This window comes from Streptomyces sp. NPDC002911 (assembly GCF_053591835.1).
Window position 1 is genome coordinate 61582 of record NZ_JBSFUO010000019.1, and the last position, 15853, is coordinate 77434.

13 protein-coding genes are annotated in these 15853 nt (G+C 70.4%); 4 read left to right on the forward strand and 9 right to left on the reverse strand.

All coding sequences use genetic code 11. From position 1 onward, the window contains the following. Positions 1 to 150: 150 nt before the first annotated feature. Positions 151 to 1362: a trypsin-like serine peptidase gene (locus ACWD04_RS24800; RefSeq protein WP_451135395.1), complete on the forward strand. Its 1212-nt coding sequence runs from the start codon at positions 151 to 153 to the stop codon at positions 1360 to 1362. A gap of 108 nt (positions 1363 to 1470) precedes the next feature. On the opposite strand, the gene hflX is transcribed toward ACWD04_RS24800, so the two are convergent. From hflX to miaA, 6 genes are all read right to left on the reverse strand, one after another. Beyond that, positions 1471 to 2991 (reverse strand): GTPase HflX, encoded by a 1521-nt coding sequence (gene hflX / locus ACWD04_RS24805; RefSeq protein WP_451135397.1) that lies wholly within the window; start codon positions 2989 to 2991, stop codon positions 1471 to 1473. A gap of 133 nt (positions 2992 to 3124) precedes the next feature. Further along, on the reverse strand, positions 3125 to 4615 hold the full coding sequence (locus ACWD04_RS24810; protein WP_451135399.1) for a M1 family metallopeptidase: 1491 nt from the start codon (positions 4613 to 4615) through the stop codon (positions 3125 to 3127). 99 nt (positions 4616 to 4714) lie between these two features. After that, positions 4715 to 6865, reverse strand: a complete 2151-nt coding sequence (locus ACWD04_RS24815) for a RelA/SpoT family protein (RefSeq protein ID WP_451135401.1) — start codon at positions 6863 to 6865, stop codon at positions 4715 to 4717. Between the two features lie 144 nt (positions 6866 to 7009). Then, positions 7010 to 7882, reverse strand: coding sequence for a diaminopimelate epimerase (gene dapF, locus ACWD04_RS24820; RefSeq protein ID WP_451135403.1), 873 nt, complete (start codon positions 7880 to 7882; stop codon positions 7010 to 7012). A 71-nt stretch (positions 7883 to 7953) separates the two neighbouring features. Next, positions 7954 to 8394 (reverse strand): hypothetical protein, encoded by a 441-nt coding sequence (locus ACWD04_RS24825; RefSeq protein ID WP_451135473.1) that lies wholly within the window; start codon positions 8392 to 8394, stop codon positions 7954 to 7956. A 107-nt stretch (positions 8395 to 8501) separates the two neighbouring features. Next, positions 8502 to 9440 carry a tRNA (adenosine(37)-N6)-dimethylallyltransferase MiaA gene (gene miaA, locus ACWD04_RS24830; RefSeq protein ID WP_451135405.1) on the reverse strand — a complete coding sequence of 313 codons (939 nt, stop codon included), beginning with the start codon at positions 9438 to 9440 and terminating at the stop codon, positions 8502 to 8504. Between the two features lie 198 nt (positions 9441 to 9638). On the opposite strand from miaA, the gene ACWD04_RS24835 reads away from it, so the two are divergent. Then, positions 9639 to 9884, forward strand: a complete 246-nt coding sequence (locus tag ACWD04_RS24835; protein ID WP_451135407.1) for an antitoxin — start codon at positions 9639 to 9641, stop codon at positions 9882 to 9884. An 83-nt stretch (positions 9885 to 9967) separates the two neighbouring features. On the opposite strand, the gene ACWD04_RS24840 is transcribed toward ACWD04_RS24835, so the two are convergent. Both ACWD04_RS24840 and miaB read right to left on the reverse strand, forming a co-directional pair. Continuing rightward, complete coding sequence (locus ACWD04_RS24840; protein WP_451135409.1) at positions 9968 to 10687, reverse strand: class III extradiol dioxygenase subunit B-like domain-containing protein; 720 nt, start codon at positions 10685 to 10687, stop codon at positions 9968 to 9970. Positions 10688 to 10716: 29 nt separating this feature from the next. Next, complete coding sequence (gene miaB, locus ACWD04_RS24845; protein WP_451135411.1) at positions 10717 to 12237, reverse strand: tRNA (N6-isopentenyl adenosine(37)-C2)-methylthiotransferase MiaB; 1521 nt, start codon at positions 12235 to 12237, stop codon at positions 10717 to 10719. A gap of 160 nt (positions 12238 to 12397) precedes the next feature. Between miaB and ACWD04_RS24850 the strand changes: the two genes are divergently transcribed. Next, entirely contained in the window at positions 12398 to 13312 is a 915-nt protein-coding gene (locus tag ACWD04_RS24850; RefSeq protein ID WP_451135413.1) for a YceI family protein, read from the forward strand. 129 nt (positions 13313 to 13441) lie between these two features. Then, entirely contained in the window at positions 13442 to 14440 is a 999-nt protein-coding gene (locus tag ACWD04_RS24855; RefSeq protein ID WP_451135415.1) for a TAXI family TRAP transporter solute-binding subunit, read from the forward strand. 16 nt (positions 14441 to 14456) lie between these two features. Here the strand turns inward: ACWD04_RS24855 and ACWD04_RS24860 are convergent, their stop codons facing one another. After that, positions 14457 to 15851 (reverse strand): sensor histidine kinase, encoded by a 1395-nt coding sequence (locus ACWD04_RS24860; protein WP_451135417.1) that lies wholly within the window; start codon positions 15849 to 15851, stop codon positions 14457 to 14459. Between the last annotated feature and the right edge of the window lie 2 nt (positions 15852 to 15853).

Genomic DNA, 15853 nt, shown 5'->3' on the forward strand with positions numbered 1-15853 from the left:
CGGCACCGGCATAGTAGGGGCCGCACTCGGGACGGAGCCGCCGCTCCGGGGTGTGCGCCGTGGTCCGCGGGTCCGTGCCGCGCACCCCGAGTCCGCAGTGCAGTACCGAAGTCAGTGACGAAGTCCCAGGGGGATCACCAGATGCGACCCATGCGCCCGATCGATACCGCACACCGCGGGGGGAGTGCCCGTCGTGCCCCTCGGGTGTTCGCCGCAGCCGCCCTCTCCGCTGTCCTGACGCTCACCGCTGCCGCCTGCGGGCCGGAGGAGGACGGGGCGATCAGCGAGCCGAGCAGTTCCACCGGCCAGTCCTCCGACGGAAAGATCGTGATCCCGGACGATCTCAAGGACCAGCTCAAGGAGCACGGGATCGACCTCGACACGTGGAGGAACGGCGAGTGGAAGAACTGGGACAAGGACAAGTGGCTGCGTGAGGCCCAGGACTACGTCAACCCCATCATCGAGGACCTCTGGGACCCGGACCGGATGCGGAAGGCCGACAAGCCCCCGGAGAACCCGGTCGACAACGACATCTCCGGCGACGAGGGCGTGACGGACCCGACCCCCGCACCGGTCGAGGCGGCGAACCTGCAGACCCCGTACCACGACAGCGCGCCGGAATCCGGCAAGCTCCTGTTCGACGGCCCTGAGGGTTCGATGGTCTGCTCGGCGACCGTGGTACAGGACCCCGCCCACCCGGGCAAGTCCAACATGGTCTGGACGGCCGGGCATTGTGTGCACGCGGGCAAGAGCGGCGGCTGGTACCGCAACATCGCCTTCGTCCCCTCGTACAACGACAGCGGTACGTCGACTGCCGAGCTGGAGAACGCGTCCACGGAGGAGATCGCTCCGTACGGCGTGTGGTGGGGCCAGTGGGCACAGACCTCCGAGCAGTGGATCAGCCAGGGCTCCGCGACCGGTGGCCAGGGCGCTCCGTACGACTTCGCGGTGCTGCAGGTCGCTCCGGAGAAGGGCTCGACGGGCAAGTCCCTCGAGGAGACCGTCGGTTCGGCACTCCCGGTCGAATTCGACGCGCCGGCAGTCCCGGAGATCGACAGCATAACGGCGACCGGCTATCCGGCGGCGCCGCCGTTCGACGGCCAGAAGGCGCTTCAGTGCACCGACGAACCGGGCCGCCTCGCCGTCTTCGAGCAGCAGCCGACGATGTACCGCATCGGGTGCACGATGACCGGTGGTTCCTCCGGTGGCGGCTGGGTCGCCAAGGGCCAGGACGGTAAGCCGGCCCTGGTCTCCAACACCTCCATCGGCCCCGTGACGGCGGGCTGGCTGGCCGGCCCCCGCCTGGGCCAGGAGGCCAAGGGCATCTACGAGGCCGTCAGCAAGAAGTACGCGGGACAGTAGGGCCCGCGGGTTCCGGGTTCCGGTGCGGCGATCGCCGCACCGGAGGCACAAGGAGGCCGGGCTCCCCCTTTTCGAGGGGAGCCCGGCCTCCTTGTGTGTTCTACCGGATCAGTGCGCCACCGGGACGAAGACCGCGAGCTCCGCTCCGAGTTCCTCGTGGACCCTCGCCTTGAGCAACGTCCCCTCCGGCGTGTGCTCCTCGGAGATCACCTCGCCCTCGGCATGCACCCGGGAGACGAGTCCGCCCTGGGTGTAGGGCACGAGCGCCTCGATCTCCACCGACGGCCGCGGCAGCTCGGAATCGATGAGCGCGAGCAACTCGTCGATACCGGCACCGGTCCGCGCCGACACCGCGATCGCGTGCTTCTCGGTGCGCAGCAGGCGCTGCAGCACGAGCGGGTCCGCCGCGTCCGCCTTGTTGATCACGACGACCTCACGGACGTCGAGCGCGCCGACTTCCCGGATCACCTGACGCACGGCGGCGAGCTGCTCCTCCGGCACCGGGTGGGAGCCGTCCACCACATGCAGGATCAGGTCGGATTCACCGACCTCCTCCATGGTGGAGCGGAACGCCTCGACCAAGTGGTGGGGAAGGTGCCGTACGAACCCGACGGTGTCGGCCAGGGTGTAGATCCGGCCGCTCGGCGTCTCGGCCCGACGCACAGTCGGGTCGAGGGTCGCGAACAGGGAGTTCTCCACGAGGACACCCGCGCCGGTGAGCCGGTTGAGCAGCGAGGACTTCCCGGCGTTGGTGTACCCGGCGATCGCCACCGAGGGCACCTTGTTGCGCTTGCGTTCCTGGCGCTTGATCTCACGGCCCGTCTTCATCTCCGCGATCTCACGGCGCATCTTCGCCATCTTCTCGCGGATCCGTCGCCGGTCCGTCTCGATCTTGGTCTCACCGGGGCCACGGGTTGCCATGCCACCGCCACCGCTGGAACCGCCGCCGCCCATCTGCCGGGACAGCGACTGACCCCAGCCTCGCAGGCGCGGGAGCATGTACTGCATCTGTGCCAGCGACACCTGCGCCTTGCCCTCACGGGACTTGGCGTGCTGGGCGAAGATGTCCAGGATCAGAGCGGTCCTGTCGACCACCTTGACCTTGACGACGTCTTCCAGGTGGATCAGCTGGCCCGGGCTCAGCTCACCGTCGCAGACGACGGTGTCGGCCCCGGATTCGAGAACGATGTCCCGCAGCTCCAACGCCTTGCCCGAGCCGATGTAGGTGGCCGGGTCCGGCTTGTCACGCCGCTGGAACACGGCGTCGAGCACCTGGGCACCCGCCGTCTCGGCGAGCGCCGCGAGCTCCGCGAGAGAGATCTCCGCGTCGTGGACGGTCCCCGATGTCCAGACACCGACGAGAACCACGCGCTCCAGGCGAAGCTGCCGGTACTCGACCTCGGTGACGTCCTCGAGCTCGGTGGAGAGTCCTGCCACACGGCGCAGCGCCGCACGCTCGGAACGGTCGAACTGCTCGCCGTCCCGCTCTCCGTCGATCTCCTGGCTCCAGGCGACGTCCTCTTCCATCAGGGCGTCGGCCCGAAGGCTCTCGGTGAGGCTCTCGGAGTTGGCTTCCGTGGCACTCTGCGCGTCCCGCGCGTCCTGGGGAAGGGAGGAAGAGGAGGTCATTGGATCCTTACGTCGATAGAAGTCCGTTACGCCAGTCACAACGCGTGACCCCGCCGGAAGATTCCCGCGAAGGAAGTCCACCGGCCGGCCGCTGTGCCGACCCGTCGATAGTGGCATGTGCCCGCCCGGCTCGTCATTCGGGTTTCGGCGCCCGCGCGGGGCTCGGCCCGGCTACCGCGTTGCGGGGTGTCTCGCTGCGCCAGTCCGGGTGCCCCGGCATGGGCGGGGTCTTCTTCCCGTACAGCCACCCGTCGAAGAACTCCGTCAGGTCCCGCCCCGCGACCCTCGACGCCAGGTCCGTGAACTGCCGGGTGCTCGCCGATTCGTCCCGGTGGGCGCGCACCCACGTCCGCTCCAGGCGGTCGAACGCGGCCCCGCCGATCTCCTCGCGCAGCGCGTACAGGATGAGCGCGCTCCCGTCGTACACGACCGGCCTGAACAAGCTGATCTTGTGGTCGGGGGTGGGGACGTCCGGGCGGGCGGGTGGGCCGCCGGCGGCGCGCCAGGTGTCGGAGCGGGCGTAGGCCTCACGCATGCGCCGCTCCATCGGCTTCTGGGCGTGTTCCTCGGCATAGCGGGCCTCGTACCAGGTGGCGTGTCCCTCGTTGAGCCACAGATCGGACCAGGACCGCGGGGATACGCTGTTTCCGAACCACTGGTGGGCGAGCTCGTGCACCATGACCGAGTCGACGTACCACTCGGGATATCCGGGCCCCGTGAACAGGGAACGTTCGAAGAGCGAGAGTGTCTGGGTCTCCAGCTCGAAGCCCGTCTCGGTGTCCGCGACCAGCAGTCCGTACGTCTCGAAGGGGTACGGGCCGATCTGCCTCTCCATCCAGGCCAGCTGCGCCGGGGTCTTCTTCAGCCAGGGTTCCAGCTTCTCGCGGTCGGCCGCGGGCACCACGTCGCGTACCGGCAGTCCGCCCGGTCCGGTGCGGCGCAGGACGGCGGAGCGGCCGATGGACACCTGGGCCAGTTCCGTCGCCATCGGGTGCTCGGTGCGGTAGGTCCAGGTGGTCGCGCCCGCGTGGTCCCGCTTGCCGGCGGGAAGGCCGCCGGCAACGACGGTCAGGCCCTTCGGTGCGGTCACCTGGAAAGTGAAGTACGCCTTGTCGGCGGGGTGGTCGTTGCTCGGGAAGACCCGGTGGGCGGCGTCGGCCTGGTTGGCCATCGCGAGACCGTCGGCGGTCGGGACCCAGCCCCCGCTGGCCCGGTCCCCCGAGGGATCGCTCGTATGCCGGACGGTGACCCGCACGGGCACACGGGCCGGGAGCCGGGAGGGAGCGTCGACGATCAGGTCCTCGCCCGCGGTGGCGAATTCCGCACGCAGCCCGTTGACCTCGACGGAACGCACCGCGCCCCGGGCGAAGTCGAGGTTGATCCGTTCCAGGGGCTCGGTGGTCCGCGCGTCGATCGTGGTGACGGCGTCGAGCGGGTCGGTGTTGCTGCCTTTGTAGGTGAGCGAGACGACGTACGAGAGGACGTCGTAACCCGGATTGCCGAGGTGCGGGAACAGACGGTCGCCGATGCCGAGCGGTTCGGGCGCGGGCAGGGTGGCGGCGACGAGGGTGACCGACGCGGTGGCCAGCAGTGCGGCGCGCAGTCGGCGGGAGGTGAGCGGCATGGACTACGGCTACCAGCGCGCACCGCCCGCGCGGGGGTGACGCGCTCCGCACCACCCGAACGGGGTCGTCGGGAAGCGGCGACGCGCGGCCGCCGGCGGTCAGCCCGCGGCGGCGGGCTGCTGGGCGCGGCTCACGTCGTACACACCGGGTACGTCACGCATCGCCCGGATGAGGCCCGGCAGACCTGCCGCATCCGGCAGCTGCAGCGTGTAGGTGTGCCGCACGCGCTGTTCGCTGGGCGGCTCGACGGTCGCCGAGACGATGGCCGCGTCCGCGGTCGCGATGGCCTCGGTGAGATCGGCGAGCAGCCGGGGGCGCCCGAAGGACTCGGCGACGAGGGTGACCCGGTATTCGGCGGTGGCGCTCCAGTCGCCCGGGTCGTTCCAGCGGGCCTCGACGGCCGCCCGGCCGATCTCCCGCATGCGGGCCACCGCCGAGCACTCCTCCCGGTGTACAGTGACGGCCCCGCCACGCACCGTGAATCCGACGATGCCGTCGGGCGGGACGGGGGTGCAGCAGCCGGCGAGCCGGACCGGCGCGCCCGGCGTCCCGACCGCCACGCTCGGAGCCCCGCCCCCAGCCCTGCCACGGCTGTTCGACGCGTCGTCGGCGGCCTGGGCCTGCGGCCTCGGTGCGTCAGGCTTGCTTCTGTGCTGCCCTTGCGCGCCGTCCGGATGGGCATCGAGCCACGTCGTGATCGCGATGCGTGCACCAGGGGTACGCGCGTGGTCGAGCCACTCCGGAGAGGGGCCGGACGAGGCGTCCTGGGCGAGCAGCAGCTGCACGGTGTCGCCGTCGTTCAGTACGGTGCTGAGCGTGGCCAGCCGCCCGTTGACGCGGGCTCCGATGCAGCCGTGCGCCTCGTCGCCGTACTGCGCGTAGGCGGCGTCGATGCAGCTGGCGCCCGCCGGCAGGCCCAGCGTCCCGCCGTCGCTGCGGAAGACCGTGATCTCCCGGTCCTGGGCGAGGTCGGCGCGCAGCGTGGCCCAGAACGTGTCGGAGTCGGTCGCTGATTCCTGCCAGTCCAGAAGACGGGAGAGCCAGCCGGGCCTGGTCGGGTCGGCGCGCTCGCCGTCGGCGGGTTCGGCCTGGTGCGCGGCGATGGTGTTGCCGTCCTGGGCGTACGGGTTGCCGAGCGCGACGACACCCGCCTCGGCGACCTTGTGCATCCGGTGCGTACGGATGAGGACTTCGGCGACCGCGCCCTCGGGGCCGACGACCGCCGTGTGCAGCGACTGGTAGAGGTTGAACTTGGGGGCCGCGATGAAGTCCTTGAACTCGGAGATCACCGGGGTGAAACAGGTGTGCAGTTCACCCAGAACCGCGTAGCAGTCGGCGTCCTCCCCGACCAGCACCAGCAGCCGTCCGAAGTCGGTGCCCCGCATCTCGCCACGTTTGCTCCTCACCCGGTGCAGCGAGACGACGTGACGCGGTCTGATGCGCACCGTGGCGCTGATGCCGGCTTCCCGCAGCGTCGAGGTGACGCTGTCCGCGATCTCTGTGAGCGGGTTCTGCGCCCCTCCCCATGCGCCGAGCAGGGCCTGGGTGCGCTCGTACTCCTCCGGGTGCAGGATGGCGAAGACGAGGTCCTCCAGCTCCGTCTTGAGGGCCTGCACACCCAGGCGCTCGGCGAGCGGGATGAGTACGTCCCGGGTGACCTTGGCGATCCTGGCCTGCTTCTCGGGGCGCATGACGCCGAGGGTCCGCATGTTGTGCAGCCGGTCGGCCAGCTTGATCGACATGACGCGGACGTCGTTGCCGGTGGCGACGAGCATCTTGCGGAAGGTCTCGGGCTCGGCGGCGGCTCCGTAGTCGACCTTCTCGAGTTTGGTGACGCCGTCGACCAGATAACAGACCTCGTCGCCGAACTCCTGGCGCACCTGATCGAGGGTCACCTCGGTGTCCTCGACCGTGTCATGGAGGAGCGAGGCCGTCAACGTCGTGGTCTCCGCGCCGAGTTCGGCAAGGATCAGGGTCACGGCCAGCGGATGGGTGATGTACGGCTCGCCGCTCTTGCGCATCTGGCCGCGATGGGAGGACTCGGCAAGGACGTAGGCCTCGCGCAGAATGGTGAGGTCGGCGTCCGGGTAGTGCGCCCGATGGGCCTCCGCGACATGCCCGATGGCATCAGGCAGCCGGTCACGGGAGACCGGCCCGAGCAGGGCGACACGGCCCAGCCTGCGCAGATCGATCCGTGAACGACCGCGCCTGCGAAAGGGAGCACCTGGTTCGGTGGCCTCTGCGCTCATGGGGCACGCACCTCCGGCAACGTCGACCGGCGGTGGGGAAGTGCGGATACACCTCCGGGCCGGTGCTTGATGCTATCGACCCCACCACGTGGCGCAGTCCAGCTCTCGCTCGGCGTGAAACGGATCACCCATTCGAGCGAGGTTCTAACCGGTCATCGTTTCGAGCCAGGCGGGGTCGATCATGCCCTCCGCGACGATCACGGCGGGTCCCGTCATGTCGATCCCGCCGTCCGGGTATTCGGTGATCACCAGCGTGCCGCCGGGCAGGTCCACGGTGTACGTGGCCGGGGAACCGGTCCGCGCCGGGTCCACGCCGTCCCGGCGGGCCGCGGCGACGGCCACCGCACAGGCACCCGTGCCGCAGGACCGGGTCTCGCCGGAACCACGCTCGTGGACGCGCATCGCGACGTGCCGGGGCCCGCGGTCCGCGACGAATTCGATGTTGACACCGTCCGGATAGACGGACCGCGGGCTGAACGGCGGCACGGAGCGAAGCTCTCCGGCGTGGGCCAGGTCCTCGACGAACGCGACGGCGTGCGGATTGCCCATGTTCACGTTGCGGGCCTCCCAGCTACGGCCGTCCACAGTGACCATGACTCTGTGCTCGGTCAGCACGGCCCGGCCCATGGAAACCGTGATGTCGCCGTCCTTCGGGATGTGCACCCGCTTGACCCCGCCCCGGGTCGCGACGGCCACATCGCCCTCCTCGACGAGTCCGGCGCGCTGCAGATAGCGGGCGAATACGCGCACCCCGTTGCCGCACATCTCGGCGACCGAACCGTCCGCGTTGCGGTAGTCCATGAACCACTCGGCCTGCGCGGCCATACCTCGCGCCTCGGAGTGCGCCGCGGACCGCACGACGTGCAGCAGCCCGTCGCCCCCGACGCCCGCCCGGCGGTCGCACAGCCGGGCGACGGCGGAGACCGGCAGGTCGAGGGCGTTGTCCGGGTCGGGCACGATCACGAAGTCGTTCTCGGTGCCGTGGCCCTTGAGGAAGGTGATCTGCGGAGTGCTCACGGTCCAACTCTACGAGTCCGCACCGACAGCCGGGAAACCCACCACCCGGCGGGACCGGCGAGGCCTGTGGCTCAGGAGCGGAGGCGGGCCACACGCCAGACGGCCAGGGCCACCAGTGCGGCGCACACGGCGACGTACAGCCCGATCACACGCCAGTCGGAGCGTGCGTTCGATCCCCGGGCGGGCAGACCGGGCCAGGTGTGACCCACACGGCGTGCGGCCATCATGCCCCAGCCCGCGGCACAGCAGCTGATCAGCAGTCCGAGCATCGCCACGACGGCGCCGCCGCCGCCGAACTCGAAAGCGAGCGGGAAGGCGAACATCAGGGAGCCGACCGCCGCCAGCCCCACGATGGGGGCGAGCTGCCAGATCCGCAGGCGGCCGGCCGGGCGCAGTTCCACCTCGACCTCGGGGGTCACATCGGTCTCGTCCGGCCCGTCAGGGCTCAGGCGTCCCGCCTCGTGCTGCGCATCCGGTGCGTTTCGGTCGATGTCGTGAGGGCCGGCCTCCATCGCCACGCGCCCTCCCAACTCGGACTCCACTGGTCGATCGATGCTCGATGATGGCACGGCCCCGGCCGCCGAAATGACGGGCGGAGCTTCCCGATGCCATCACGTGATCAGGCTGTAACCGCTCGTTCGACCAAGGCCAGCGCTCGGTGCGGAAGTTCTTCGCGCTGTTCCTCGGCACCACTCAGCCACCGGACGCGTGGGTCGCGCCGGAACCATGAGTCCTGACGGCGCGCGAAGCGCTTGGTGGCGCGGACGGTCTCGGTGCGCGCCTCGCTCTCGGTGCACTCCCCCGCGAGCGCCGCGAGCACCTGCTGGTAGCCGAGCGCACGCGAGGCCGTGCGCCCCTCGCGCAGTCCCCGAACCTCCAGGTCGCGCACCTCGTCCACGAGTCCGGCTTCCCACATCCGGTCCACTCGGCTACGGATCCGTTCGTCGAGTTCGGGGCGCTCGACGTCCACACCGATCTGCAGGGCGTCGTAGACCGCTTCCTCGCCCGGGAGGTTGGCGGTGAAAGGCTTGCCCGTGATCTCGATGACCTCCAGGGCGCGGACGATCCGGCGTCCGTTGCCGGCCAGGATGGCGCGGGCGGCAGCGGGGTCCGCCGCCGCGAGCCGGTCGTGCAGCGCCCAGGAGCCGAGCTCCGTCAGCTCCTGTTCGAGCCTGGCACGTACGCCGGGGTCCGTCCCCGGGAATTCGAGGGCGTCGATCGCGCCCTTCACATAGAGGCCTGAACCGCCCACCAGGACGGGGGTCCGTCCTTCGGCCAGCAGCCTGTCGATCTCGTCGCGGGCGAGCCGCTGGTATTCGGCGACGCTCGCGGCCTCGGTCACGTCCCAGATGTCCAGCAGGTGGTGCGGAACGCCGACGCGCTCGGGGGGAGTCAGCTTCGCGGTGCCGATGTCCATGCCCCGGTAGAGCTGCATGGAGTCGGCGTTGACCACTTCCCCGCCGAGCTGCTGGGCGAGAAACACTCCCAGATCGGACTTTCCGGCCGCGGTGGGACCGACGACGGTGATGACGCGGGGGGTGGGAGCTGATCTTCTCACCTGGACAGTCTCGCAAACTTCGACGTGCGTCCCGACCGGAAGAGACCGAGTGTTTCTCCGCCCGGTCCGGCGACGACGTCCCGGTCCGCCGGTTGTGGACGCCCCGCCCCGCGGGTGCGGACGGACACGGCGAGTGACGCGCGTTTGCCCACGGGCGGGTAAAATGTGACCACAGTCCCCCAGCACGGAAGGTGACCCATGGGTTTCCTGGACAACCTGAAGGCCAAGCTGGCCCCGGCCAAGGAGAAGGTCGGCGACCTCGCGCAGCAGCACGGGGGCAAGATCGACCAGGGCCTCGACAAGGCCGCCCGCACGGTCGACCAAAGGACCAAGGGCAAGTACAGCGACAAGATCGTGACCGGCACGCAGAAGGCCAAGGATGCGGTCGACCGCCTCGGCCACAAGAACGGCGGCGGAACACCGCCTCCGCCGCCCGCCCGCTGATCCGGGCCTCAGCGGAGTCGAGGGCCGTGGAGCGATGTTGCTCCACGGCCCTCACCCGTGCCCGTGAAGGGCCGTGGGCGGAGTCATGACCATGCGGCGACGGCGTATCCCACGCCGTACGGGGCGTCGTCGTACAGCAGCTGACCGCCGAGTCCCGCTCCTTGGGCCGCGCCCGCGAGCACCTGCCAGGGCGCCCGGCCCGCCGCCTTCAGTTCGTATGCGAGCGACTCGTCCAGAGCGCTCAGCACGGCCAGGTCCGCACCGCCCAGCGCCCGGGACGCCACGGCGTCGAACTCCGCCGCCCGCTCGTCCAGATAGCCGGGCGCCTTGACCGTACGGCAGGCACTGCCGTCCCCCATGACCAGTAGCGCCACCCGCGCCTCCCTGGCCGCAAGGTCCGCTCCGGCCCGCAGGCAGTGGTCGGCGGCGAGCGACTCCCCCACTCCGAGCCCTTCGACCGGGGCACCGTCCCACCGGGCGTGGCCCAGCAGCCAGGCGCCGACGGCGAGGGAGCCCGGGAGCGGGCGTTCCGGTGCGGGGGCTCCGCCGGGCGCCTCACCCAGCCGCACGGTCAGATCGACGCCGAATCCGGCGAAGGAGCCGGCCGAACCCGGTAGGAACGGCCCGCGCTCGTCCGGCCCGGCGGGCCCGGCCACGATCAGCAGATCGGGGCGCGCGGCGGCGAGGACACCCAGCGCGTCGAGGCTCGCGTTCCTCGCAGCATCGAGCTCGGGCCCGGCTCCGGCGGCCACCTCGGGCACCAGGAGGGGCGGGCAGGGACAGACTGCGGCGGCGACAAGCATGCCGGTCAGCGTACTCAGACCGGGCGGTCTCAGTCGCAGCCGCACCCCGGGGTGACGGCCGCGGGCAGCGGGGTGGGCGCGCCGATGCCGGGCAGGCCCAGCATGACTCCGGCGGGCCGGTCGGCAGGCGTCGCGGTGCGCTTCTCCCAGGCGTCTCCCGACCGGGTGCGCCGGACGCCCAGGGGCGCCCCCTCGGCGAGCAGGTGGTGCGGGGCGGCGTAGGTGACCTCGACGGTCACCACGTCGCCCGGGCGTACGTCCTGGGACGGCTTGGTGAAGTGGACCAGGCGGTTGTCGGGGGCGCGGCCGGAGAGCCGGTGCGTGGCACCGTCCTTGCGGCCCTCGCCCTCCGCGACCATGACCTCCAGGACGCGGCCGACCTGCTTCTTGTTCTCCTCCCAGGAGATCTCCTCCTGAAGGGCGGACAGGCGCATGTAGCGCTCCTGGACGACCTCCTTGGGGACCTGCCCCTCCATGTCGGCGGCCGGGGTCCCGGGGCGCTTGGAGTACTGGAAGGTGAAGGCGTTCGTGAAGCGGGCCTCGCGTACGGCGTGCATGGTCTGTTCGAAGTCCTCCTCGGTCTCCCCGGGGAAGCCGACGATGATGTCGGTGGAGATGGCGGCGTCCGGCATGGCGGCGCGCACCTTCTCGATGATCCCGAGGAAGCGCTCCTGGCGGTACGAGCGGCGCATGGCCTTCAGGATCGTGTCCGAGCCCGACTGCATCGGCATGTGCAGCTGCGGCATCACGTTCGGCGTCTCGGCCATCGCCGCGATCACGTCGTCGGTGAAGTCGCGGGGGTGAGGCGAGGTGAACCGCACGCGCTCCAGGCCGTCGATCGTGCCGCAGGCCCGCAGCAGCTTGGAGAAGGCCTCGCGGTCGCCGATGTCGGAACCGTAGGCGTTCACGTTCTGGCCGAGCAGGGTGATCTCGCTGACCCCCTCGGCGACGAGGGCCTCGATCTCGGCCAGGATGTCGCCGGTGCGGCGGTCCTTCTCCTTGCCCCTCAGTGCGGGGACGATGCAGAAGGTGCAGGTGTTGTTGCAGCCCACGGAGATCGACACCCACGCGGCGTACGCGGACTCGCGGCGGGTGGGCAGCGTCGAGGGGAACGCCTCCAGGGACTCGGCGATCTCGACCTGCGCCTCCTCCTGGACCCGGGCGCGCTCCAGCAGCACCGGCAGCTTGCCGATGTTGTGCGTACCGAAGACGACGTCCACCCAGGGTGCTCTCCGGACGATGGTGTCGCGGTCCTTCTGTGCCAGACAGCCGCCCACGGCGATCTGCATCCCGGGGCGCTTCGTCTTCATCGGGGCGAGACGGCCCAGGTTGCCGTAGAGCTTGTTGTCGGCGTTCTCCCGCACCGCGCAGGTGTTGAAGACGACGACATCGGCGTCCCCGTCGGACCCCTCGGGGGCGCGCACATACCCGGCGCCCTCCAGCAGACCCGACAAGCGTTCGGAGTCGTGGACGTTCATCTGGCACCCGTAAGTGCGTACCTCGTAGCTCTTCTGGACGTCCACTGCTTCGCTCCGGTTGCCGCTGGTCATGGGACAAGGGTAGGCGGTGGCCGGGGCCTGGCCGTACCTCGGAGCCGCAGCAGGGGGCGGGCGGAAGCCGCCCGGGGCGATCAGCGGGCCCGGGGCCGTTGGTCGGCTCGTTCCGGCCTGTTTCTATCCTTGGTACTTCCACGCTCGAAAGGTGTATGTGATGGTCCTCTCTCTCCTCCGCGGCAGGCGATCCAGGAAGGCCTCCGGTGGGGGTGCGAGATTCGCTCTTCCCGTGCCTCCCGGGGCCGGAACCGTCACCTGTGAGGTCGTCGACCCCATGGGCCAGCCGCTCGGCGGCGCCGAAATCACGGTCACGTCCCAGAAGTCGGCCCGGAGGGTGGCGAAGGGGACCACCGACCTGTTCGGCATGTTCGTCGCGGCCCTGCCGCCGGGCGACTACCGCCTGCTCATGACGGCCGAAGGCATGCAGCCGAGCAGCTGGACCTTCGGTATCGCTGCGGGCGAGACCCTGTCGATGGGCCGCGTGCAGCTGGACATCGCCCGGCAGCTTGAGCCCCCGGCCCCCGGCACCTGGCTCTTCGATCCGCCGCACACCGCGATCCGCTTCATCGCCAAGCACGTCGGCATGGCCAACGTGCACGGCCGTTTCACCGCCTTCGAGGGCGGAGTCCGGATCGCCCCCTCTGTCGAGGATTCCCAGGTCGAGATACGCATCGACGCTTCGAGCATCACCACGGGCAACAAGACCAGGGACAACCACCTGCGGTCGGCCGACTTCCTCGACGTGGAGAACTACCCGTACCTCCATTTCGCCAGCACGCGGTTCGTCTACCGGGGCGGGAACAACTGGACCGTCCAAGGAGGGCTGACGATGCACGGGGTCAGCCGCTCCGTCTCCCTGGACACGCAGTACCTGGGCGCTGTCAACGGCGGTTACGGCGAGGAACTGCGCTGTGCGGCACGTGCCACCGCCGAGCTGCACCGCGAGGACTACACCCTGAACTGGCGCAACATGCTGGCCCGCGGCATCGCCATCGTCGGGCCCACGATTCAGCTGGAGATGGACATCCAGACCATGTTCCAGGGCCCCGACACCCCGACGCCTCCGGAGTGACGCCCAGGGAGAACGCCCTGCTCTCGGCGCGGACGGCCTGATCCGCGCGGAGTGAGCGGCCACATCCCGACAGGGACGTGCGACCACCCGCCCTGGCCGTCACGGGCGATGAACTGGCAGGATCGCACCATGCTGCACGCACTGTCCCGGTTCGGCCGGCGACGCACCCTGCAAGGGGGCGCCGCCGCCGTGGCCGTGCTCGGCCTGCTGGCGTGGTGGGTGCTCCCGATCGGGGAGGAGGAACCGAGCGGTTCACTCACCTTCTCCACCGGCGTACGGAGCGGGGTCTACGAGCGCTACGGGCAGCGGCTGGAGGGTGCGCTCGCCAAAGACATGCCCAAGGTGTCGATACAGCTGCAGACCAGCGAGGGCTCGCAGCAGAACATCGAACGGGTCGCGACGGGGAAGGCCGACTTCACCATCGCCACCGCCGACGCCGTCGCCACCTACCTGCAGAGCGGGAAACCGGGCGGTGAGCGGCTGCGGGGCTGCGTCCGTCTCTACGACGACTACGTCCAGCTGATCGTGCCCCGGGACTCCGAAATCCGTGAGGTCGCCGATCTGCGGAGCAAGCGGGTCGGGGTGGGGCAGAAGGGGTCGGGGGTGCTGCTCGTCGCGGACCGGCTGATGAACGCGGCGGGCGTCGACCCCACCGATGACATCACTCCCGTCCACGCCGGCATCGACACGATGCCGGCGAGGCTGGCGGAAGACCGGCTGGACGCCTTCTTCTGGTCCGGTGGGCTGCCGACCGGCGCGGTGCAGGACCTCTCGGAGAAGTTCGCGATCCGGTTGATACCGCTGGACGACACGCTGATCACCGAGCTCCAGTCGATCGGAGGGTCCACGCGCTACTACCGCTCGGCCGTGATGCCGGCCGACGCGTACCTGCACGCGCAGCAGGGTCAGGCCGTGCGGACGGTCGCGGTCTCCAATCTGCTGATCACCACGGACCGTACGGATCCGCTGACGACCGAGGCGTTCACCCGGACCGTGATCGACAGCCGGGACCGGATCGGCCGCGAGGTGCATTCGGCACAGCTGGTGGATCTGCGGACCGCGATCTACACCGATCCGCTGCCGCTGCACGAAGGAGCCAGGCGCTACTACCGCTCGGCCAAGCCCTGACGGTCCGGTGCGGGGCTCACACGAGCGGAGGGTTACGCGGCACGGTGACCGTGACCCGCAGGCCGTGCGGCTCGTGCGTCTCGTAGCGGATCGACCCGCCGCCCGCCGCGAGCAGGGCACGCGAGATGGAGAGGCCGAGACCCGATCCCTTGATGTTCTGGTGCCGCCCGCTGCGCCAGAACCGGTCGCCGATGCGCTCCAGTTCCTGCTCGGTCAGGCCGGGGCCCCGATCGGCGACGACGACCGTGGCGCCCTCACCGTCGGACCCCACCGTGACCCGGACCTCCTGGCCCTCGGGGGTGAACTTCACCGCGTTGTCGATGACTGCGTCCAGCGCGCTGGAGAGGGCGATCGGATCCGCCCAGCCGGTCACCGCGGGCACCCCGTCCGACGTCAGCCGTACGCCCTTCTCCTCGGCCAACGGGTGCCACGAGGCGACCCGTTCACCGGTGAGCGCGGCGATGTCCGTCAGCTGGAGGTCCGCCGCCGTGTGCTCGGCCAGCGCCAGATCCAGCAAATCGTCGAGTACCTGGGCGAGGCGCTTGCCCTCCGTACGGACCGAGGCGATCTCCTCGTTGCCCTCGGGAAGTTCGAGCGCCAGGAGCTCGATCCGGAGCAGCAGCGCGGCCAGCGGATTACGCAACTGGTGCGAGGCGTCGGCGACGAAGGCGCGCTGCTGCTCCAGCACGTCCTCGACGTTGTCGGCCATCTCGTTGAACGAGCGCGCCAGGCGCCGGAGCTCCGGAGGCCCGCCTGAGGCGGCGACACGGGACCTCATCCGGCCGCTCGCGATGTCGTGGGTGGCCGCGTCCAGGACCCGTACGGGCAGGAGCACCCACCCGGTGAGACGGAACGCGGCGCCGACCGCCACCAGCATGGCCGCGGCCTCGCCGAGGGCGATGAGCAACCAGCCACCCAGCGTCCGGGAACGCATGTCGCCGGTGGGCGAGTCGGTCACGACGACGGCGATCACGTCTCCGTCGCGTACGACCGGGGATGCGACGACGATCCGGTTTTCCTGCCAGGGCCAGACCTGGGGCGGGTCGTGGGAGCGGCGGCCGAGGAGAGCCTCCGCGAAGGCCTCGCGCCCCTCTCCCTCGGTGGGAAGAATCCAGGAAGTGGGGGCCTTGGCGAGCGCTCGGCCGTCCCGGTAGAAGACCCCGGCCCGGATTCCGTACACCGTGTCGTAGGCCTCGAGCTCGGTCTGCAGTGTCCGCTGCCGTTCCTCGGCGCCCCGGACGGGCTCGTCGACGAACTGGGCCAGCGCGCCGAAACGCGCGGTGTCGTCGATCCGGTCGATGATGACCCGCTGCTGCTCGGCGGCGGCCACGCGCACGGCCAGCGGGAAACCAAGGGCGAGCAGCACGGAGGCCATCAAGATGATGAGCAGGGGGAGCAGGCGGGTGCGCACAG